This window comes from Mycobacterium sp. E796, from assembly GCF_001672815.1.
Taxonomy (GTDB): domain Bacteria; phylum Actinomycetota; class Actinomycetes; order Mycobacteriales; family Mycobacteriaceae; genus Mycobacterium.
The window spans coordinates 25,091-44,997 of sequence record NZ_LZKK01000083.1 but is presented as its reverse complement, the minus strand read 5'-3'; the positions used below and the strand labels follow the sequence as shown (position 1 = coordinate 44,997).

20 protein-coding genes and 1 pseudogene are annotated in these 19,907 nt (G+C 69.8%); 8 read left to right on the top strand and 13 right to left on the bottom strand.

Features of this window, described 5'->3' with window-relative positions; genetic code table 11:
* A pseudogene (locus A5706_RS07315) lies at window positions 1-456 on the bottom strand (protein translocase subunit SecD); the annotation flags it as partial.
* 70 nt (window positions 457-526) lie between these two features.
* Complete coding sequence (gene yajC / locus A5706_RS07310; RefSeq protein WP_068128647.1) at window positions 527-865, bottom strand: preprotein translocase subunit YajC; 339 nt, start codon at window positions 863-865, stop codon at window positions 527-529.
* A gap of 161 nt (window positions 866-1,026) precedes the next feature.
* Between yajC and gabT the strand changes: the two genes are divergently transcribed.
* Together gabT and car are read left to right on the top strand one after the other, a co-directional pair.
* Entirely contained in the window at window positions 1,027-2,376 is a 1,350-nt protein-coding gene (gene gabT, locus A5706_RS07305; protein WP_068128645.1) for a 4-aminobutyrate--2-oxoglutarate transaminase, read from the top strand.
* Between the two features lie 131 nt (window positions 2,377-2,507).
* Window positions 2,508-5,984, top strand: coding sequence for a carboxylic acid reductase (gene car / locus A5706_RS07300; protein ID WP_068128643.1), 3,477 nt, complete (start codon window positions 2,508-2,510; stop codon window positions 5,982-5,984).
* A gap of 63 nt (window positions 5,985-6,047) precedes the next feature.
* Here the strand turns inward: car and A5706_RS07295 are convergent, their stop codons facing one another.
* The 6 genes from A5706_RS07295 to ruvC all read right to left on the bottom strand — a co-directional run bounded on the left by A5706_RS07295 (window position 6,048) and on the right by ruvC (window position 10,352).
* Window positions 6,048-6,725, bottom strand: a complete 678-nt coding sequence (locus A5706_RS07295) for a hypothetical protein (RefSeq protein ID WP_068128641.1) — start codon at window positions 6,723-6,725, stop codon at window positions 6,048-6,050.
* A 125-nt stretch (window positions 6,726-6,850) separates the two neighbouring features.
* Entirely contained in the window at window positions 6,851-7,237 is a 387-nt protein-coding gene (locus A5706_RS07290) for a DUF1304 domain-containing protein (RefSeq protein ID WP_068128638.1), read from the bottom strand.
* 167 nt (window positions 7,238-7,404) lie between these two features.
* Window positions 7,405-8,055 carry a hypothetical protein gene (locus tag A5706_RS07285; RefSeq protein ID WP_068128658.1) on the bottom strand — a complete coding sequence of 217 codons (651 nt, stop codon included), beginning with the start codon at window positions 8,053-8,055 and terminating at the stop codon, window positions 7,405-7,407.
* Window positions 8,056-8,146: 91 nt separating this feature from the next.
* Complete coding sequence (ruvB, locus tag A5706_RS07280; RefSeq protein ID WP_068128636.1) at window positions 8,147-9,196, bottom strand: Holliday junction branch migration DNA helicase RuvB; 1,050 nt, start codon at window positions 9,194-9,196, stop codon at window positions 8,147-8,149.
* Complete coding sequence (ruvA, locus tag A5706_RS07275; RefSeq protein WP_068128634.1) at window positions 9,193-9,786, bottom strand: Holliday junction branch migration protein RuvA; 594 nt, start codon at window positions 9,784-9,786, stop codon at window positions 9,193-9,195. The genes ruvB and ruvA overlap by 4 nt, the downstream gene beginning before the upstream one ends.
* Complete coding sequence (gene ruvC, locus A5706_RS07270) at window positions 9,783-10,352, bottom strand: crossover junction endodeoxyribonuclease RuvC (protein WP_068128632.1); 570 nt, start codon at window positions 10,350-10,352, stop codon at window positions 9,783-9,785. Before ruvC ends, ruvA begins: the two co-directional genes overlap by 4 nt.
* Window positions 10,353-10,494: 142 nt before the next feature.
* Here ruvC and A5706_RS07265 point away from each other — a divergent pair, with 142 nt between their 5' ends.
* The 5 genes from A5706_RS07265 to A5706_RS07245 are packed head-to-tail and all read left to right on the top strand — an operon-like array spanning window position 10,495 to window position 14,077.
* Window positions 10,495-11,106, top strand: a complete 612-nt coding sequence (locus A5706_RS07265) for a DUF4178 domain-containing protein (protein ID WP_068128630.1) — start codon at window positions 10,495-10,497, stop codon at window positions 11,104-11,106.
* 10 nt (window positions 11,107-11,116) lie between these two features.
* Window positions 11,117-11,620 (top strand): DUF2617 family protein, encoded by a 504-nt coding sequence (locus A5706_RS07260; protein WP_068128628.1) that lies wholly within the window; start codon window positions 11,117-11,119, stop codon window positions 11,618-11,620.
* The gene (locus tag A5706_RS07255; protein ID WP_068128655.1) at window positions 11,617-12,048 is read left to right on the top strand and encodes a DUF4247 domain-containing protein; all 432 of its coding nucleotides are present in this window, start codon (window positions 11,617-11,619) and stop codon (window positions 12,046-12,048) included. The genes A5706_RS07260 and A5706_RS07255 overlap by 4 nt, the downstream gene beginning before the upstream one ends.
* Window positions 12,049-12,089: 41 nt before the next feature.
* Window positions 12,090-12,545, top strand: a complete 456-nt coding sequence (locus A5706_RS07250; RefSeq protein ID WP_068128626.1) for a DUF350 domain-containing protein — start codon at window positions 12,090-12,092, stop codon at window positions 12,543-12,545.
* Entirely contained in the window at window positions 12,542-14,077 is a 1,536-nt protein-coding gene (locus A5706_RS07245; protein WP_068128623.1) for a polyamine aminopropyltransferase, read from the top strand. The genes A5706_RS07250 and A5706_RS07245 overlap by 4 nt, the downstream gene beginning before the upstream one ends.
* Before the next feature lie 60 nt (window positions 14,078-14,137).
* Here A5706_RS07245 and A5706_RS07240 read toward each other — a convergent pair whose 3' ends face one another.
* The 5 genes from A5706_RS07240 to pdxS form a co-directional block, all read right to left on the bottom strand.
* Window positions 14,138-14,752, bottom strand: a complete 615-nt coding sequence (locus tag A5706_RS07240) for a class I SAM-dependent methyltransferase (RefSeq protein WP_068128621.1) — start codon at window positions 14,750-14,752, stop codon at window positions 14,138-14,140.
* A 13-nt stretch (window positions 14,753-14,765) separates the two neighbouring features.
* Complete coding sequence (locus A5706_RS07235; protein ID WP_068101572.1) at window positions 14,766-15,521, bottom strand: YebC/PmpR family DNA-binding transcriptional regulator; 756 nt, start codon at window positions 15,519-15,521, stop codon at window positions 14,766-14,768.
* A 231-nt stretch (window positions 15,522-15,752) separates the two neighbouring features.
* Window positions 15,753-16,349 carry a pyridoxal 5'-phosphate synthase glutaminase subunit PdxT gene (pdxT, locus tag A5706_RS07230; protein ID WP_068128619.1) on the bottom strand — a complete coding sequence of 199 codons (597 nt, stop codon included), beginning with the start codon at window positions 16,347-16,349 and terminating at the stop codon, window positions 15,753-15,755.
* A gap of 7 nt (window positions 16,350-16,356) precedes the next feature.
* A complete protein-coding gene (gene tesB, locus A5706_RS07225) occupies window positions 16,357-17,202 on the bottom strand; it encodes an acyl-CoA thioesterase II (protein WP_068128617.1) in 846 nt (281 codons plus the stop codon).
* Window positions 17,203-17,211: 9 nt separating this feature from the next.
* Window positions 17,212-18,126, bottom strand: a complete 915-nt coding sequence (gene pdxS / locus A5706_RS07220) for a pyridoxal 5'-phosphate synthase lyase subunit PdxS (RefSeq protein WP_068128615.1) — start codon at window positions 18,124-18,126, stop codon at window positions 17,212-17,214.
* Between the two features lie 119 nt (window positions 18,127-18,245).
* Between pdxS and A5706_RS07215 the strand changes: the two genes are divergently transcribed.
* A complete protein-coding gene (locus A5706_RS07215) occupies window positions 18,246-19,907 on the top strand; it encodes a PE-PPE domain-containing protein (RefSeq protein WP_068128613.1) in 1,662 nt (553 codons plus the stop codon).

The window sequence follows — 19,907 nt, the reverse complement described above, 5'->3', positions numbered from 1 at the left end:
CGGGCCCCAACCGGCGCCCGGCCAGCCCCAGCAGCCCGCGGGCGCCTCGGCCGGCGGCTTGGGCTGGGCGGCCTGCGCCGGCATCGAGTTGAGCACCGGCCGGATGTACAGCCGCGCGGTCTGCCCGAGGTTGCGGGCCTCGCTGCCGTCACTGCCGGGCACTGTGATGACCAGGTTGTCGCCGTCGACCACGACCTCCGAACCGGAGACGCCCAGCCCGTTGACCCGCGCGCTGATGATCTGCTGCGCCTGCGCCAGCGCCTCCCGGCTCGGGCGCGAGCCGTCGGGGGTGCGCGCGGTCAGGGTGACGCGGGTGCCGCCCTGCAGGTCGATGCCGAGCTTGGGCGCGGCCTTCTTGTCGCCGGTGAGGAACACCAGCAGGTAGACGCCGATCAGCAGCAACAAGAACACCGACAGGTATCGGGCAGGGTGCACCGGCGCCGAAGACGATGCCACTTTCCTCGTATCTCCTTGAGAATCGGTTTCTTGTGCCGGGAGAGCCTAGAAAAGCCTACGTGCCCCTCACCTACCGGCCCGGGTCGGTCAGCCCGTCGGATTCCTCCAAGTCGTCGGCGGCGTCGTCGTCACCGAGCTCCGCCGGGTCCTCGGGCAGGATCTTGTCGCGGATGGCCAGCTTCATCCACGTCGTGACCACGCCGGGCGCAATCTCCAGGTCGACGGTGTCGTCGGTGATGGCGACGACGGTGGCCTGAAGCCCGGACGTGGTGTGCACCCGGTCCCCGGGACGCAACGAGTCGTGCAGGTCGATGGTGGCCTGCATCGCCTTCTTCTGGCGGCGCCCCTGCAAGTAAATGAAGCCGACCATGATGAGCACGAACGGCAAAAACATGACCAAACTATTCATTGCGCCTATCTTTCGTATTCGCCCGTTCCGGGGCTCGAAACGACCAGTAACGGCCAGTCTGCCAGCACCACAGGGGGCCAACGACTGGCCCCGCTGACTCGCGCGGAACCAGATAGGCTTGACGCGCGACGTGACACGCGCGCCGCGGTGAGGAGGACGTCGTGGCCAGCCTCGAGCAGACTCGCCACCTGGTCACCGAAATCCCCGGTCCCACATCGCTGGAACTGAACAAGCGCCGGGCCGCGTCGGTGTCCCACGGCGTCAACGTCTCGCTGCCGGTCTTCGTCGCGCGCGCCGGCGGCGGCATCGTCGAGGACGTCGACGGCAACCGGCTCATCGACCTGGGTTCGGGCATCGCGGTCACCACGATCGGCAATTCGTCGCCCCGGGTCATCGACGCGGTGCGCGCGCAGGTCGCCGACTTCACCCACACCTGCTTCATGGTGACGCCGTACGAGGAGTACGTCGCCGTCGCCGAGGAGCTCAACCGGATCACCCCCGGCTCCGGCGAAAAGCGCTCGGTGCTGTTCAACTCCGGCGCCGAGGCCGTCGAGAACGCCGTCAAGGCCGCGCGCGCCTACACCCGCAAGCCCGCGGTGGTGGCGTTCAACCACGCCTACCACGGGCGCACCAACCTGGCGATGGCGCTCACCGCCAAGTCCATGCCCTACAAGAGCGGCTTCGGGCCGTTCGCGCCGGAGATCTACCGGGCCCCGCTGTCCTATCCCTATCGGGACGGCCTGCTGGACAAGGAGTTGGCCACCGACGGCCAAAAGGCCGCCGAGCGGGCGATCCGGGTCATCGAGAGCCAGGTCGGCGCGGACAGCCTGGCCGCCGTCCTGATCGAGCCGATCGCCGGCGAGGGCGGATTCATCGTCCCGGCCGAAGGATTTTTGCCCGCCCTGCTGGATTGGTGCCGCAAAAACGACGTGGTGTTCATCGCCGACGAGGTGCAGACCGGGTTCGCGCGCACCGGCGCGATGTTCGCCTGCGAGCACGAGGGCCCGGCGGGCCTGCAACCCGACTTGATCTGTACCGCCAAGGGCATCGCCGACGGGCTGCCGCTTTCCGCGGTGACGGGCCGCGCCGAGATCATGGACGCCCCGCACGTCGGGGGTTTGGGCGGCACGTTCGGCGGTAACCCAGTCGCGTGTGCGGCGGCGCTGGCCACCATCGAGACCATCGAGAGTGACGGACTGATCGAGCGGGCCCGGCAGCTGGAACGGCTGATCACCGAACCACTGTTGCGGCTGCAGGCGGCCGACGACCGGATCGGGGACGTTCGTGGCCGCGGCGCAATGATCGCGGTAGAGCTGGTGAAGTCGGGCGGTTCGGAGCCCAATCCCGAACTGACGGAAGCGCTTTCGAAGGCGGCCCACGCGGCCGGGGTCATCGTGTTGACGTGTGGGATGTTCGGCAACGTCATCCGGCTGTTGCCGCCGCTGACCATCAGCGACGAGCTCCTGACCGAGGGCGTCGCCACCCTGACCGGCCTGCTGGGCGAGCTCTAGATCCGGTGTGCAAGATCACACCCACGGCGAGTCCATTGAGGAATACCGTTAGTTTTGCTAACGTTTTTGGCATCAGCGCAACGTCGCGCGACCCATTCATCTAGTGCTTATGCGTTAAAAGGGAATCGTTTATGTCGACTACTACTACTCAGGAACAGTGGCTCGCACGCCGCGTCGACGACCTCACCGCCAACGACGCCCAGTTCGCCGCCGCCCGACCGGACCCGGCCGTCGCCGAGGCCCTTGAGCAGCCTGGACTGCGACTGCCGCAGATCATCCAGACCGTGCTCGAGGGTTACGCCGACCGCCCGGCTCTCGGGCAGCGCGCGGTCGAGTTCGTCAAGGACGCCAAGACCGGCCGCACCGTGCTCGGAGTGCTCCCCCGCTTCGACACGATCACCTACCGTGAGCTGGGCGAACGCGTGGACGCCGTGGCACGCGCGCTGGTCCAGGACGGCGTGCAGATCGGCGACCGCGTGACCGTACTGGGCTTCACCAGCGTCGATTTCACCACCATCGACATCGCCCTCGGGCAGATCGGGGCCGTGGCGGTCCCGCTGCAGACGAGCGCGTCCATTTCCGGGCTGCAGCCGATCGTGGTCGAGACCGAGCCCACCGTCTTCGCGGCCAGCGTCAACCAGCTGCCGGGCGCCGTCGAGCTGATCCGCAGCGCCAAGCACCAGCCCGCCAAGCTGGTGGTATTCGACTACCACCCCGAGGTCGACGACGAGCGCGAGGCCGTGGAGAGCGCCCGGGCGAAGCTCGCCGACGTGCCCGTCGAGTCGCTGGCCGACCTGATCGAGCGCGGCAAAACCCTGCCCGAGGTGCCCGCGGCGGATGTCGCCGACGACGAACTCGCCCTGCTGATCTACACCTCCGGCAGCACCGGCGCCCCCAAGGGCGCGATGTATCCGCGGCGCAGCGTCGGCAAGATGTGGCACCGGTCCAGGCACAACTGGTTCGGCGAGACCGCCGCGTCGATCACCCTCAACTTCATGCCGATGAGCCACGTGATGGGACGCGGCAACCTGTACGGCACGCTCGGCAACGGCGGCACGGCGTACTTCGCCGCCCGCAGCGACCTGTCGACGCTGCTCGAGGACCTCGAGCTGGTCCGGCCCACCGAGATGAACTTCGTGCCGCGCATCTGGGAGACGCTGTACGCCGAATACCTGCGCCAGGTGGATCGCGGCGACGACCCGGTCCGAGTTATGGACGACATGCGCCAGTACCAGCTGGGCGGTCGGTTCATCTTCGCGATGACGGGATCTGCGCCCACCTCCCCCGAGCTGAAGGCCTGGGTCGAGGAGCTGCTCGAGATGCACCTGGTCGACGGGTACGGCTCCACCGAAGCCGGAATGGTGCTGCTCGACGGCGAATTCCAGCGGCCGCCGGTCATCGACTACAGGCTGGTCGACGTCCCGGACCTGGGCTACTTCTCCACCGACCGGCCGTATCCGCGGGGCGAGCTACTGCTCAAGACCGAAAATATGTTCCCCGGCTACTACAAGCGGCCCGAGATCACCGCTGACGTCTTCGACGCCGACGGCTTCTACCGCACCGGAGACGTCGTCGCCGAGGTCGCGCCCAACAAGGTGGTCTACGTCGACCGCCGCAACAACGTGCTGAAGCTGGCGCAGGGCGAGTTCGTCACCGTCGCCAAGCTGGAGGCGGTGTTCGGCAACAGCCCGCTCGTCCGGCAGATCTACGTCTACGGCAACAGCGCGCACCCGTACCTGTTGGCCGTCGTGGTTCCTACCGAAGAGGCGCTGGCGCGTTTCGATTCCGACGCGCTCAAGCCGGCGATCGCCGACTCGCTGCAAGATGTCGCCAAAGCGGCCGGGCTGCAGTCCTACGAGGTGCCGCGCGACTTCCTCATCGAGACAACGCCTTTCACTGTGGAGAACGGTCTGCTCACCGGCATCCGCAAGTTGGCATGGCCGAAGCTGAAGCAGCACTACGGCGAGCGCCTCGAACAGCTCTACGCCGAGCTGAGCGAGGGCCAGGCCAACGAGCTGAGCGAGCTGCGCCGCAGCGGCGCCGACGCGCCGGTGCTGCAGACGCTGAGCCGCGCCGCGGCCGCCCTGCTGGGCACCGCGAGCAGCGAGGTGTCGCCGGACGCACACTTCACCGACCTGGGCGGAGACTCGTTGTCGGCGTTGACATTCGGCAACCTGCTGCACGAGATCTTCGACGTCGATGTGCCGGTGGGCGTGATCGTCAGCCCGGCCAACGACCTGGCCGCTATCGCCACCTACATCGAGGGCGAGCGCAAGGGCACGAAGCGGCCCAGCTTCGCCTCGGTGCACGGGCGCGAAGCGACCGAGGTGCATGCCGCCGAGCTGACGCTGGACAAGTTCCTGGAGGCCTCGACTCTGGAGTCCGCGCCCGAGCTGCCCAAGCCCACCTCCGAGGTGCGCACCGTATTGCTCACCGGCGCAACCGGATTCCTCGGCCGCTACCTGGCCCTGGAATGGCTCGAGCGGATGGACCTGGTCGACGGCAAGGTGATCGCGTTGGTGCGGGCCCGCTCGGATGAAGAGGCCCGCGCGCGGCTCGACAAGACCTTCGACAGCGGGGACCCCAAGCTGCTGGCCCACTACCAGGCGCTGGCCGCCGACCACCTGGAGGTCATCGCCGGCGACAAGGGCGAGGCCGACCTCGGCCTGGACCGGCAGACCTGGCAGCGGCTGGCCGACACCGTCGACCTGATCGTCGACCCCGCGGCGCTGGTCAACCACGTGCTGCCGTACAGCGAGCTGTTCGGGCCGAACGCGCTGGGCACCGCCGAGCTGATCCGGCTCGCGTTGACGACGAAGATCAAGCCGTACACCTACGTTTCGACGATCGGGGTGGGCGACCAGATCCAGCCGGGCAAGTTCACCGAGGACGCCGACATCCGCGAGATCAGCGCGACGCGGGCGATCAACGACAGCTACGCCAATGGCTACGGCAACAGCAAGTGGGCCGGCGAGGTGCTGCTGCGCGAGGCCCACGACCTGTGTGGGCTGCCGGTCGCGGTGTTCCGCTGCGACATGATCCTGGCCGACACCACCTACGCCGGCCAGCTCAATGTCCCGGACATGTTCACCCGGATGATGCTGAGCCTGGCCGCGACCGGGATCGCGCCCGCCTCGTTCTATGAGCTGGACGCCGACGGCAACCGGCAGCGCGCGCACTACGACGGGCTGCCCGTGGAGTTCATCGCCGAGGCGATCTCCACGCTGGGTGCCCAGAGCGCGGACGGCTTCCGCACCTTCCACGTGATGAACCCGTACGACGACGGCATCGGGATGGACCAGTTCGTCGACTGGCTCATCGACGCGGGCTGCGCAATCCGGCGCGTCGACGACTACGGCGACTGGCTGCAGCGGTTCGAAACCAGCCTGCGCGGGCTGCCCGAAAAGCAGCGCAACGCCTCGCTGCTGCCGCTGCTGCACAACTACCAGAAGCCCGAGCGGCCGATCAACGGCTCGATGGCGCCCACCGACCGGTTCCGTGCCGCGGTTCAGGACGCGAAAATCGGCCCGGACAAGGACATTCCGCACATCTCGCCGCGGATCATCGCCAAGTACGTCAGCGACCTGCAACTGCTCGGTTTGCTGTAAGCACGCACAGAAAATCGCCGGCCCCGCGCGGGTCGGCGATTTTCTGCGTCAGCTCTTCCTGCCTCAGCCCTGCGGGTGGGGCCAGCGCAGGTACGCCGCGTTCGGCGAGCCCGCGGCCTCGCGCTGGCGGCGCCAGCCGCGCTCCATCCGGGGCTTGGTCACCGCGCCCGACGACACCGCCGGCGACTCGTCGAGCCCGGACACGTACGCCGGCTCCCCGACCGGCGCAGCTGCCTCGGGACCCGCGTGGCCCAGGGGTGCCACGTCGCGCGCGAGCCGCACCGCCGTACGAGCCAGGACGACTCCGCCGACGAAGATGATCAGCGCGCCGAGGCCGGAGAAATAGGAGACCTCGAGGGCGGCGCGCTTGCGTTCGGTCGCCGCGATGGGGTCGCCGGCAGATCCGATGCCCAGCAGAGGAGCGATTTGGCCGCCGACCACGAACCATGCGCCGGACAGGACCGCGAGCCAGCCGCCCAGCATGGCGGCGATGCGGTTGCCGGCGACGATCAACAGCAGGCCACCCACCACCGTGCCGGCCCCCGGGAGCACCTCGAGCCAGCCGCGCGCCGTCGTCCACGCCCAGTCGCGGTCGGGCGTGTAGGCGAAGTTGAAGCGGGGGCCGACGAACGGGATCAACGCCCCCCAGGCGCCAAGGAGCACCAGGATCAATCCGCTGATCGCGCCGCGCGAGCGCGGCATGGTCAACGCGCCTGGATAGTCCCTATCTGCGTATTTCATTCCATCTCCTCAATTGAAGCCGGGCCCATTTCCGGCCCCCCGGGAGTACCCGACCCGGCCGCGATGTAACACTCGCGGCCGCAAGGAGCGGCTTTCCGTGACCAGTGAGGCTGATGTTGCTGGTGTTACCAGGACAGGCCGAGCACCACCAGCACGATGGCGATCACCGGAAACGTGCCCTGGATGACTGCCGCCCGCGCCTTGTCCCGCGCGGAGAACACCAGCACGATCGCGGCGGCGGCCATGGATCCGACTCCGGCGAGAACGAGCGCGACGCCGACCGCCTTGTCGCCCATGATCACCGGGGGAATGCCGAGCAGGGTGACGATGGCCAGGAACAGGTTGTAGAACCCCTGGTTGAAGGCGAGCAGCCGGGTGGTCTCGGCTTCCTCGGCCGTCATGCCGAAGACGGCGCGGGTGCGCTCCGAGGTCCAGGTCAACGACTCCATCGTGAAGATGTAGACGTGCAGTAGGGCTGCCAGTCCGGCGAACACCAACCCGGCGGTGAGCATCGCTCCTCCTCGGTAAGTCGAACGACCCAAGAACCATACCGAGCGGCGCTTCGCCCGGGCGCGCAACAGCACCGGCGGCCCGCTGGGACTACCGGTGCTCTCGCGCGATCAGGCCAGATGGTGCCGACCCGCGGCGCCCGGCGCCAGCGCCGCGCTTGCGATCGGCACTAGACGCCGGCGTGATGGTGGCGGCGGAACAGGCCGCCCCCGGCGCGCCGGTGGAACAAGCCGCCCCGGGCGCGCTCGTCAGCCCGCACGTCGCGTGGCGATTCGTCGTACATCGCCGGGTCCTGCGCCGGCGTGGCGGCCATCGGCGCCGGTTCGGTTACCACGACGTCGCGGGCGTGTCGCACCGCGACGCGCCCCAGGGCGACGCCGCCGAGGAACACGATCAGCGCACCGAGGCCGGTGAAGTAGCTGACCTCGAGCAGGGCCCGCTTCAGGTCCGTCGCGGCCACCGGCTGGCCGACGTCCCCGATATTCAGCATCGGCGCGAACGCCCGGCCGACCACGAACCAGGCGCCGGCGACGACGGCCAGCCAACCGCCGAGCACCGCGCTGGCGCGATTGCCGGACACGAGCAAGATCAGCCCGCCCACCGCGGCGACGACGCCGGGGAGCACCTCCAGCCAGCCTTTCGCCGTCGTCCACGTCCATGCCGGGTCGGCCATGTATGCCCAGTTGACGTTGGGTCCGAAGAACGGGATCAGCGCGCCCCACGCACCCAAGAGGATCAGCAGCAGCCCGCTCAGCGCGCCGCGGCTGCGAGGCATGTACGCCGCGCGAGCGCGGTCATAGTCGGGGTTGGTTCGCCTCATCAGAATCTCCTTCAACAGTGATTGCTGTTGCAAGGCGGGTACCCGCGGCGCCAGTGACGTAACCCACACCCGGAAGGCGGCGCCGACCGCCCTAGTCGAACAGGCCCGGTTGCCCGAGGCCGGTCGCCCCGGCCGGCGGCGTCAGGCCGAGGTGCGTCCAGGCCTGGGCGGTGGCCACCCGGCCGCGCGGGGTGCGCGCGACCATGCCGGCCCGCACCAGGAACGGCTCGCACACCTCCTCGACGGTCGCCGCCTCCTCGCCCACCGCCACCGCCAGCGTCGAAACCCCGACCGGGCCGCCGCCGAAGCCGCGGGTCAGCGCCGACAGCACCGCCCGGTCCAGGCGGTCCAGCCCCAGCTCGTCGACGTCGTATACCTCCAGCGCGGACTTGGCGACGTCGCGGGTAATCACGCCGTCGGCGCGCACCTCGGCGAAGTCGCGGACCCGGCGCAGCAGCCGGTTGGCGATCCGCGGGGTCCCCCGCGAGCGTCGCGCGATCTCGGCGCCCGCGTCGGCGCCCAGCTCGATGCCCAGGATCCCGGCGGACCGGGCCAGCACCCGCTCCAGCTCGGCGGGCTCGTAGAAGTCCATGTGCGCGGTGAACCCGAACCGGTCGCGTAGCGGGCCGGTCAGCGCGCCGGACCGGGTGGTCGCGCCGACCAGCGTGAAGGGCGCCACCTCCAGCGGGATCGACGTCGCCCCGGGCCCTTTGCCGACGACCACGTCCACCCGGAAGTCCTCCATCGCCAGGTAGAGCATCTCCTCGGCGGGCCGCGCGATGCGGTGGATCTCGTCGATGAACAACACGTCGTGCTCGACCAGGTTGGACAACATCGCGGCCAGGTCGCCGGCGCGTTCCAGCGCCGGACCGGACGTCACCCGCAACGACGACCCGAGCTCCGCCGCGATGATCATCGCCAGCGAGGTCTTGCCCAGGCCCGGCGGACCGGACAGCAGGATGTGATCCGGGGTGCCGCCGCGGTTCTTGGCCCCCTCGATGACCAGCTGCAGCTGCTCGCGCACCCGCGACTGCCCGATGAACTCCCGCAGCGAGCGGGGCCGCAGGCTGACGTCGATGTCGCCCTCGCCGACGGTCAGCGCCGGCGAGACGTCGCGGTCGGAGAAGTCGTCGTCGGTCATCGCGACTTACCCAGCAAGGACAGGGCGGCCCGCAGCGCGCTGGACGTCGTCGCGTCGTGATCGGTGGCCAGCACCTTGTCGGTGGCCTCCTCGGCCTGCTTGGCGGCGAAGCCCAGACCGACCAGCGCCTCCACCACCGGGCTGCGCACCGCGTGGCCGTTGACGAGCGGCGCGCCGTTGGTCGCGGCCACGGCCCCGACCTTGTCGCGCAGCTCCAACACCATCCGCTCGGCACTGCGCTTGCCGATGCCGGGCACGCGGGTCAGCGCCGCGACGTCGCCGTCGTGCAGCACCTGGCGCAACGTGGCGGCGTCGTGCACCGCCAGCGTCGCCATCGCCAGCCGCGGCCCGACGCCCGAGACCGACAGCAGCGTCAGGAACAGGTCGCGGGTCTGCGCGTCGGTGAACCCGTACAGCGTCATCGAGTCCTCGCGCACGATCATCGCGGTGATCAGCCGGGCCTCGCTGCCCTGCCGCAGCGTCGCCAGCGTCGACGGCGTCGCGTTCACCCGGTAGCCGACACCGGCCGCCTCGATCACGACGTGGTCGAGCGCCACCTCGAGCACCTCACCGCGCACCGACGCGATCATCGGGCGACCGCCTTGCGCTTGGCCGCCAGCTTGGCCCGGTAGGCGTGCCGTTGCTGGGCGGCGAGGGCCTCGGCCGCGGCCATCCGGGCGATCATCGGCGCGCGCCAGCTGTGGCAGATCGCCAACGCCAACGCGTCGGCCGCGTCGGCCGGCGTCGGTTTGGCCTGCAGCGCAAGGATTTTGGTGACCATCGTGGTGACCTGCGCCTTGTCGGCGAACCCGTTGCCGGTGACCGCGGCCTTCACCTCCGTGGGGGTGTGGAAGTGCACGTCGATGCCGCGCCTGGCCGCCGCCAGCGCGACCACGCCCCCGGCCTGCGCGGTGCCCATCACGGTCGACACGTTGTGCTGGGAGAACACCCGCTCGATGGCCACCACGTCGGGCCGGTGGGTGTCCAGCCAGTGCTCGACGGCATCGCTGACGGCCAGCAACCGCTTGGTCAGCGGCGCATCCGACCCGGTGCGCACCACGTCGACGTCGAGCGCGACGACCTTGCGCCCCCCGCCGGTCTCCACGACCGCCAGGCCGCATCGGGTCAGCCCGGGATCGACGCCCATCACGCGCATTGCCGGCTCCTTCGTACGAACAGCTGTTCGAGAGCCTAACCGGCGACACCGACGGCGTCCGGTAGGACACGCTGCCGCCGGTGAAATGCTGTTAACTTAAAGCCCACGTTCGCTCTAGCCCTGTGGCAACGGAAGGTTCAGCGTGGGAACAGTCCTGCTCGTCCTGGCGGCGGTGCTGTTCATCGCGTCGATCGTGGTGCTGGTCATCGCTTTGCGGCGGCCCAAGAAGGCGGCCCCGCCGAGCGGGCGTTCCGACCCGCTGTCGTTCAACGCCATGCCGCAGTTCGGGCCCCGCCAACTCGGCCCCGGGGCAATCGTCAGCTACGGCGGCGTCGACCTCGTGGTGCGCGGCTCGGTCACGTTCCGCGAGGGGCCGTTCGTGTGGTGGGAGCACCTCCTGGAGGGCGGTGACCAGCCGATCTGGCTGAGCGTCGAAGAGGACGACGGGCGCCTGGAGCTGGCCATGTGGATCACCCGCAAGGACCTCACTCTGCAGCCCGGTGACCAGTACGTCATCGACGGCGTGGCCTTCCACGAGACGGAGCGCGGCCGGGCGTCCTACACCACCGAGGGCACCACCGGCCTGCCCGCCGGCGGCGAGATGGAATTCCTCGACTGCACCAACGCCGACGAGAGCGCCTTGCTCTCGTTCGAGCGCTGGGCCCCGGACATGCCCTGGGAGGTTTCGACGGGCAAGTCCGTCGTGCCCGGGGAGCTGACCGTCTACCCCGCTCCCCCACCCTCCTCCCCATAGGACCGCCTCGGTGCCCCTCCATCAGCTCGCCGTGACTCCGGCGGACGTGTCCGGGGAACGGCTGGGGCTCGCGCTCAACGCGCCCGCGCCGGCGCCGCTGGCCGCCTGTTCGCTGCAGCATCCCGACGGCGGCGCGCTGCTGCTCGGGGTGCTGGGCGCATCGCACGTGGTCGCGGTCGAGCACGCGAAAGGCCAGTTCTCCGAACAGGTTTCGTGCACCGCCCGCGACATCGGCGGCGACCTGCCGCGGCGCACCGACGCCCCCGGCTACCGGCTGCGCTCCCGCACCGAGACGCACGAGGAGGCGAGCTTCCGCCGGCTGGCCGGCGAGCTGCGCGAACGCTGCGCGCGGCAACCGGGCTGGCTCGGCGGCGCGTTCCCCGGCGACGACGCCGCGCTGACCGCCCTGGCCGCCGAGCCCGACGGCGCCGGATGGCACTGGCAGACCTGGCATCTGTACCCGCTGGAGTCGGGCGGCGTGGTGGTGCACACCGAGAGCCGGTGGCGCCCGTGAGCCGCAACCGCCTGTTCCTGATCTCCGGGGCGCTGGCCGTCGCCGCCGTCGCCTGCCTGGTCTTCGGAATCATCTTGGAGCAGAAGGACATCGGGTCCTACATCGCGAGCCATTATCACGAGTACTCCCGGGACGTGAACGGCACGCGCTACCAGTGCACCGGCTCCCCCGACCAGGTCGCCGACGCGCTGGCCGACTATCAGGCCCCCGAGGCGCGCGCGTCCAACGGCGACAGCGAGTACCTGCGCTACAGCAACAACATCGTGATCGTCGGGCCCGACGGCAACAATCCGTGCAGCATCCGCGTCGAACCCCTGAGCGCCGGATACAGCCACGGCGCGTTCGTCTTCCTGGGCCCCGGCTTCTTCCCCGGCTCCCCGTCGGGCGGCGCCGGCGGCACCCCCGGCGGCCCCGGCGGAACCAAGTGATGGCCTAAGGCAGTAACCACCCCTAGTCCAAGGAGACAACCATGAACCTCGCCGTCGAGATCGGCAACGTCGACGTCAATCCCGTCCTGAAGGGCGCGGTCGCGACGATCCTGTACTTCGCCGTCGGGATGGCGGTGCTGTTCGTCGGCTTCTACATGGTCGACTGGCTGACCCCGGGCAAGCTGCGCCAGCTGGTGTTCATCGACCGCCGCCCCAACGCCGTCGTCGTCGCCGGCGCCATGTACATCTCGCTCACCGTCGTCATCATCACCGCCATCGCCAACAGCTACAGCCAGCTGGGCCAGGGGCTGCTCGGCGTGGCGGTGTACGGGCTGATGGGCGTGATCCTGCTGGGGATCGCGCTGCTGGCAATGCACCTGCTGATCCCCGGCGACTTCCACGAGCACATCGACGAGCCCACGCTGCACCCCGGGTCCTTCGCGGTCGCCTTGATATTGCTGGCCGTGGGAGGGGTGACCGCCGCGGCGGTGTCATGACGTCCCAGGGCCGTTGGCGCGCCGTCTTGTTGGCCGCCGTGGCGGCGTGCGCGGCCTGCGGCATCATCTACGAACTCGCGCTGCTCACGCTGTCGGCCAGCCTCAACGGCGGGGGCATCGTCGCCACGTCGCTGATCGTCGCGGGCTACATCGCGGCGCTGGGCGCGGGCGCGCTGCTGGCCAAGCCGCTGCTGGCGCACGCGGCGATCGCCTTCATCGCCGTCGAGGCGCTGCTGGGAATTGTCGGCGGCCTGTCCGCGGCCGCGCTGTACACGGTGTTCGCGTTCCTGGACGGCTCGGTGGGCTCAACGTGGGTGCTGGCGGCGGGCACGGCCCTGATCGGCGGCCTGGTCGGCGCCGAGGTGCCGCTGCTGATGACGCTGCTGCAACGGGGGCGGACCGCGCGCGCCGCCGATGCCGGCCGGACGCTGGCCAACCTCAACGCCGCCGACTACCTCGGCGCGCTGCTGGGCGGGCTCGTCTGGCCGTTTCTGCTGCTACCGCACCTCGGGATGATCCGCGGCGCGGCGGCCACAGGCATCATCAACCTGGCGGCGGCGGGGATCGTGGCGGTCTTCTTGTTGCGCCGCATCGTTTCCGCGCGGCAACTGGCGACGGCGTTGTGCGCGCTCGCCGCCGCGCTCGGGCTGCTCGCCACGCTGCTGGTGCGCTCGGCAGACATCGAAACCACAAGCAGGCAAAGGCTTTACGCCGACCCGATCATCGCCTACCGGCACACCGCCTATCAGGAGATCGTGGTGACCCGGCGGGGCAACGACATGCGCCTCTACCTCGACGGGGGCCTGCAGTTCTCCACCCGCGACGAATATCGTTACACCGAAAGCCTGGTCTACCCCGCCCTCGGTGCCGGCGCACACTCGGTGCTGGTGCTCGGCGGCGGCGACGGCCTGGCCGCCCGCGAGTTGCTGCGCCAGCCCGGCGTCGGCAAGATCGTGCAGGTCGAGCTCGATCCCGCCGTCATCGAATTGGCGCGCACCACCATGCGCGAGGCCAACGGCGGCGCGCTGGACAACCCGCGCGTCAAGGTCGTGATCGGTGACGCGATGACCTGGCTGCGCGCCGCCTCGGACACCGGATTCGACGCGGTGATCGTCGACCTTCCCGACCCCGACACACCCGTGCTGGGCCGGCTGTACTCGACCGAGTTCTACGCGCTCGCCGCCCGCGCGCTGGCGCCCGGCGGGCTGATGGTCGTGCAGGCGGGCAGCCCGTTTTCCACCCGGACCGCGTTCTGGCGCACGGTCTCGACGATCGGGGCCGCCGGTTATGCCGTCACGCCCTATCACGTGCACGTGCCCACGTTCGGGGACTGGGGGTTCGCGCTTGCGCAACGCGGCGGCGCCGCGCCGGTGCCGCGGGTGCCGGCCGATGCTCCCCCGCTGCGGTTCCTCAACCAGCGGGTGCTCGACGCGGCCACCGTCTTCGCCGGCGACATCGGGGCCCGCCCGCTCGAGCCGTCCACCCTGGACAACCCGCGCGTCGTCGAGGACATGCGGCACGGGTACGACTAAGCACTTGGGCGGCGACCCGCTTCGCCCGGCTCCGCCGCGCTTGCGATCGCCGACTAGGGACTAAGAGGGCTGGTCCGCCCGCACCACCCACACCGCGCCGCGGCCCTTGGGACGCTGGTCCACGCGCACGTCGACCAAGCCCGCCTCCCGGCACTGCGCGGCGAACGACTCGGCCTGCCGCTCGGTCCAGCCGTGACTGGCCAGGCCCGTCGCCCCCGGCTGCACCCGGCGCTCCATCACCAGCAACCGGCCCGACGGCGCGAGCACGCGACGCAGCTCGACGAGCCCGTCGGTGACGTCCTTCCAGTGGTGCACCGTCTTGAGCGACCACGCGACCGTCGCCCAGCCGTCGGAAACGGGCAGCGCCTCGGCGCCACCCTGGGCCCAGGTGACCGCCGGGCGGTCACGCGTCGCGGCGCGCGCCAGGCCCAGCATCACCGGGGACGGGTCCACCCCGACGACCCGCGCACCTCGTCCGGCGGCGGCTCGCGCGGCATTGCCTGGGCCACAACCGATGTCGACGACGCGGTCGGCGCCCGACACCCCGGCCAGGTCGACGGCCAGGCGCGCGTTGCCGCGACCCATGACGAGCATGCCGAGGGCGGTCACCATGCCCATCGGGCCGCCGAAGCCCGGGTGGTCGGCGTGATGGTTGACGACGGGCGGCTCGGTCATCGATCCCCGCCGTTCACTCCTCGTCGAGCGCGGCCAGCACCTCGTCGGAGACGTCGACGTTGGTGTAGACGTTCTGCACGTCGTCGCTGTCCTCCAGCGCATCGACGAGCTTGAACACCTTGCGGGCGCCGTCGAGGTCGACGGGAACGCTGACCGACGGCTGGAAACTGGCCTCCGCCGACTCGTAATCGATGCCGGCGTCCTGCAGCGCGGTGCGCACCGCGACCAGGTCGGTCGGCTCGGAGATGATCTCGAAGCTGTCGCCCAGGTCGTTGACGTCCTCGGCGCCGGCGTCGAGCACGGCGGTCAGCACGTCGTCTTCGGTCAGGCCGTTCTTCTCCAGCGTGACCACGCCCTTGCGGGAGAACAGGTAGGCCACCGAGCCGGGGTCGGCCATGGTGCCGCCGTTGCGCGTCATCGCCACCCGCACCTCGCTGGCGGCGCGGTTGCGGTTGTCGGTCAGGCACTCGATCAGCACCGCCACGCCGTTGGGCGCGTAGCCCTCGTAGGTGATGGTTTGCCAGTCGGCGCCGCCGGCCTCCTCGCCCGCCCCGCGCTTGCGGGCGCGCTCGATGTTGTCGTTGGGCACCGAGGTCTTCTTGGCCTTCTGGATCGCGTCGTAGAGCGTCGGGTTGCCGGCCGGGTCACCGCCGCCGGTACGGGCCGCGACCTCGATGTTCTTGATCAGCCGCGCGAACTCCTTGCCGCGGCGGGCGTCCTTGACGGCCTTCTGATGCTTGGTGGTGGCCCACTTGGAATGGCCGCTCATCGGTGTTGCTACCTCTTCTTTTGCATTCTGGTGCTCGATAACTCGCCCAACGAGTCTACGTGGACGATGGATGCCGATGGCCCCGGTGCTCCCCGCCGTCTCCGCAGTCACAGCCGTCACAAGAAAGCGACCGGCACCCTTGTTGTCCGCCTCATAGCGACAACGGCTGTCGCTGTGAGGTGGACAAAAAGCCTCATGCCACCCGGCGCGGGACGGAAGTGACCGATGGGACTACGCCTCGCCCCTGACGATGTCGACGAACATGTGGTGGATGCGACGGTCGCCGGTCATCTCGGGGTGAAACGCGGTCGCCAGCACCGGGCCCTGCCGGACCGCGACGACGTGCCCGGCCGCGCTGGCCAGCACCTGCACCCCGTCGCCGGTCCGCTCGACCCACGGCGCGCGGATGAACACCGCGCGCACCGGCCCGTCGAGCCCGGCGAACGGAATGTCGCCCTCGAACGAGTCGACCTGTCGCCCAAAAGCGTTGCGCCGCACCGTCATATCGATCGCGCGCAGCGGCAGCGCCTGCCGGCCCCGCGCGCCGGCATCGAGAATGTCGGTGGCCAGCAGGATCATGCCGGCGCACGCGCCGTAGGCGGGTAGCCCCTCGGCCAGCCGCCGCCGCAACGGCTCGAGCAGCTCGAAATCCAGCAACAGGTGGCTCATCGTGGTGGATTCGCCGCCTGGAATGACCAGCCCATCCACCGCATCCAGCTCGCTGCGCCGACGCACCGGCATCGACTCCGCTCCCGCCTCGCGCAGCGCCGCCAGGTGCTCGCGGGTGTCGCCCTGCAGGGCCAGGACCCCGATCTTCGGCGCGCTCACGGGGAAATCATTGCGTGTGCGGCTGGTATCCGCGCGGGAAGCGGGTCAGACCCTCCTGCATCACCGCCGCGACCATCTCGCCGTACTGGTTGAAGATCTTGCCCTGGCACAGCGCGCGACCGCCGCAGGCCGAGGGCGAGGACTGGTCGTAGAGCAGCCACTCGTCGGCCCGGAACACCCGCATGAACCACATCGCATGGTCGAGCGACGCCACCTGCAGGTGCGCGCGTTCGTCGAGGTGGGTGACCTGCGCCGAGCCCAACAACGTGAGGTCGCTCATGTAGGCCAGCGCGCAGATGTGCAGCACCGGGTCGTCGGGCAGCGGGTCGCGGTGGCGAAACCACACCTGCTGCTGCGAGGCCTTGCCGGGCAGCCGCTCCACCCGCTCCCGCGGCACGATGCGGACGTCCCACTCCTCGAACTGGCGGAACCCGGCGTCGTCGAACACCTTCATGGAGCTCAACCCCGGCAGCCCATCCGGCGGCGGTGCCGCGGGCATCGCGTCCTGGTGGTTGATGCCCTCCTGGTCGGTCTGGAATGACGCCGACATGGAAAAGATGGTTTCGCCGTGCTGGATGGCGTTGACGCGGCGGGTGCAGAACGAGCCGCCGTCACGGATGCGCTCGACGATGAAGACCGTCGACGCCGTGGCGTCCCCGGGCCGCAGGAAGTAGCCGTGCAGCGAGTGCACCAGGAAGTGCGGGTCGACGGTGCGCACCGCCGACACCAGCGACTGCCCGGCGACGTGGCCGCCGAAGGTGCGCTGGAAATATCCCGAGTCCGGGCTGAACACGTTCCCGCGATAGATGTTGACCTCGAGTTGTTCGAGATCAAGGATCTTCTCGATCGACACAGGTTGTTCTTACCAGCCGCGTTCGGCCAGGCGGTGCGGCTGCGGGATCTGCTCCACGTTGATGCCCACCATCGCCTCGCCCAGCCCGCGCGACACCTTGGCCAGCACGTCCGGATCGTCGTAAAAGGTGGTGGCCTTCACGATCGCGGCGGCGCGGTGCTCGGGCGCACCGGACTTGAAGATGCCGGAGCCGACGAACACGCCCTCTGCGCCGAGCTGCATCATCATCGCCGCGTCGGCGGGGGTAGCGATGCCTCCGGCGGTGAACAGGGTGACCGGCAGCTTGCCCGCCCGGGCCACTTCGAGGACCAGCTCATAGGGCGCCTGCAATTCCTTTGCGGCGACGTACAATTCGTCCTCGGACAGCGACGTCAGCCGGCGGATCTCGCCGCTGATCGCCCGCATGTGCGTGGTGGCGTTGGAGACGTCGCCGGTGCCGGCCTCGCCCTTGGAGCGGATCATGGCCGCGCCCTCGCCGATGCGCCGCAGCGCCTCGCCGAGATTCGTCGCGCCACACACGAACGGCACGGTGAACTTCCACTTGTCGATGTGGTGGGTGTAGTCGGCCGGGGTCAGCACCTCCGACTCGTCGATGTAGTCCACTCCGAGGCTCTGCAGGATCTGCGCCTCGACGAAGTGCCCGATCCGCACCTTGGCCATGACCGGGATGGTCACGGCGGCGATGATGCCCTCGATCATGTCGGGGTCGCTCATCCGCGACACCCCGCCCTGGGCGCGGATGTCGGCCGGCACCCGTTCCAGCGCCATGACCGCGACGGCGCCGGCGCCCTCGGCGATGCGGGCCTGCTCGGGCGTGACGACGTCCATGATGACGCCGCCCTTGAGCATCTCGGCCATGCCGCGCTTGACGCGCGCGGTGCCGGTCTGGTTGGCCTGGCCACCATTCGCCTGGGCGGTGTCCACGTCTCTCCTTCGCTCCGTCAATGCCTGCACCAGTCTAGTGGTGGCCAACAAACCGGTTTTTCCAGCTCGGGCGCGGGACCTGTCATAGGGTCGGTCACCTAGCCAGAAAGAACGTAGCGATGAATTTCGCCGTGTTACCGCCGGAACTGAACTCCGCGCGCATGTTCGCCGGCCCGGGCCAGGGCCCGATGCTGGCGGTGGCCTCGGCCTGGGACGGGCTGGCCGAGGAATTGCGCGACGCTGCGGGCTCCTTCGCGTCGGTGACCTCCGAGCTGGCGGGCGAGGCCTGGGCCGGCCCGGCGGCGGCGGCGATGGCGAGCGCCGCCGGCCCGTACGCGGCCTGGCTGAGCGCGGCGGCGGGCCAGGCCGAGCAGACCGCCGCCCAGGTCCGGTTCGCCGCCGAGGCCTTCGAGGCGGCGCTGGCGGCCACGGTGCACCCAATTGCGGTGGCCGCCAACAGGAGTCAGCTGATCTCGCTGGTGGGTTACAACCTGCTGGGCCAGAACGCCCCGGCGATCGCGGCGGCCGAGGCCGAATACGAACAGATGTGGGCGCAGGACGCGGCCGCGATGTCGGACTACTACGCCGGCGCCGCGGCGGCGGTCGCGCAACTGGTGCCGTGGCAGGGCCTGCCGCAGAACCTGGGCAGCGGAAACGTCGGCGTCGGCAACGTCGGCATCAACAACGTCGGCAACGGCAACATCGGCATCGGAAACCTCGGCAACGCGAACTTCGGCATCCAGAACACGGGCAACCAGAACATCGGCATCGGGAACACCGGCAATCAGAACATCGGCTTCGGGAACCCGGGCAACGGCAACGTCGGGGCGCTGCTGATCAACGAGAACCAGGTGGGTGCCGGCGGACCGACGGCGCTGATCATGGGCGGCACCGGCCTCGGCCCGCTGCCCCGGCTGCACAACGTGCTGGCTTCGGAGCTCTTCATCAATCCGACTCATCCCGCGTACAACGCGCAGTTCCTGGTGACGCCCGAGAAGTTGTTCCCGTTCACCGGGCTGGACAGCCTGACGCTGGACCAGTCCGTGGCCCAGGGTGTGCAGAACCTGAACACGGCGATCAACACGCAACTCGCGGCGGGAAACCACGTCATCGTCTTCGGCGGCTCGCAAAGCGCCGTGATAGCGACCGTCGAGATGCGCTACCTGGAAACGTTGCCGGCGGGCGTGCGGCCGGCGCTGGACCAGCTGTCGTTCGTGCTGATCGCCAACCCCGACCGGCCCGACGGCGGGCTCTTGGCGCGCATGCCCGGCTTCTCCATACCGGGCCTGGGCTTCACGTTCTACGGCGCGACGCCCACCAACGCGTATCCCACCATCGACTACGCCGTCCAATACGACGGTGCGGCCGACTTCCCGCAGTACCCGATCGACATCCTGGCCGACGCGAACGCCATCGCCGGGTTCCTTTTCGTGCACCCGGCCTACAACACCGTGACCACCGCCCAGCTGGCGTCGGGGGTGGTCCAGCCGGTGTCGCCGGGCGACACCATGACGACCTACATCCTGATTCCCAATCCGAACCTGCCGCTGCTGGACCCGCTGCGCGCCATTCCCCTGGTGGGGAACCCGCTGGCCGACCTGGTCCAGCCGGACCTGCGGGTGCTGGTCGAGCTGGGCTACGACCGCGCCGCCTACCAGGATGTGCCCACGCCGTTCGGGCTGTTCCCCCAGATCGATCCGGCGACGCTCGGCGCCGAGCTGCAGCAGGGGGCGGTGCAGGGAGTCACCAACGCGCTGGCCGACGTGGGGTTGCGGCTTTAG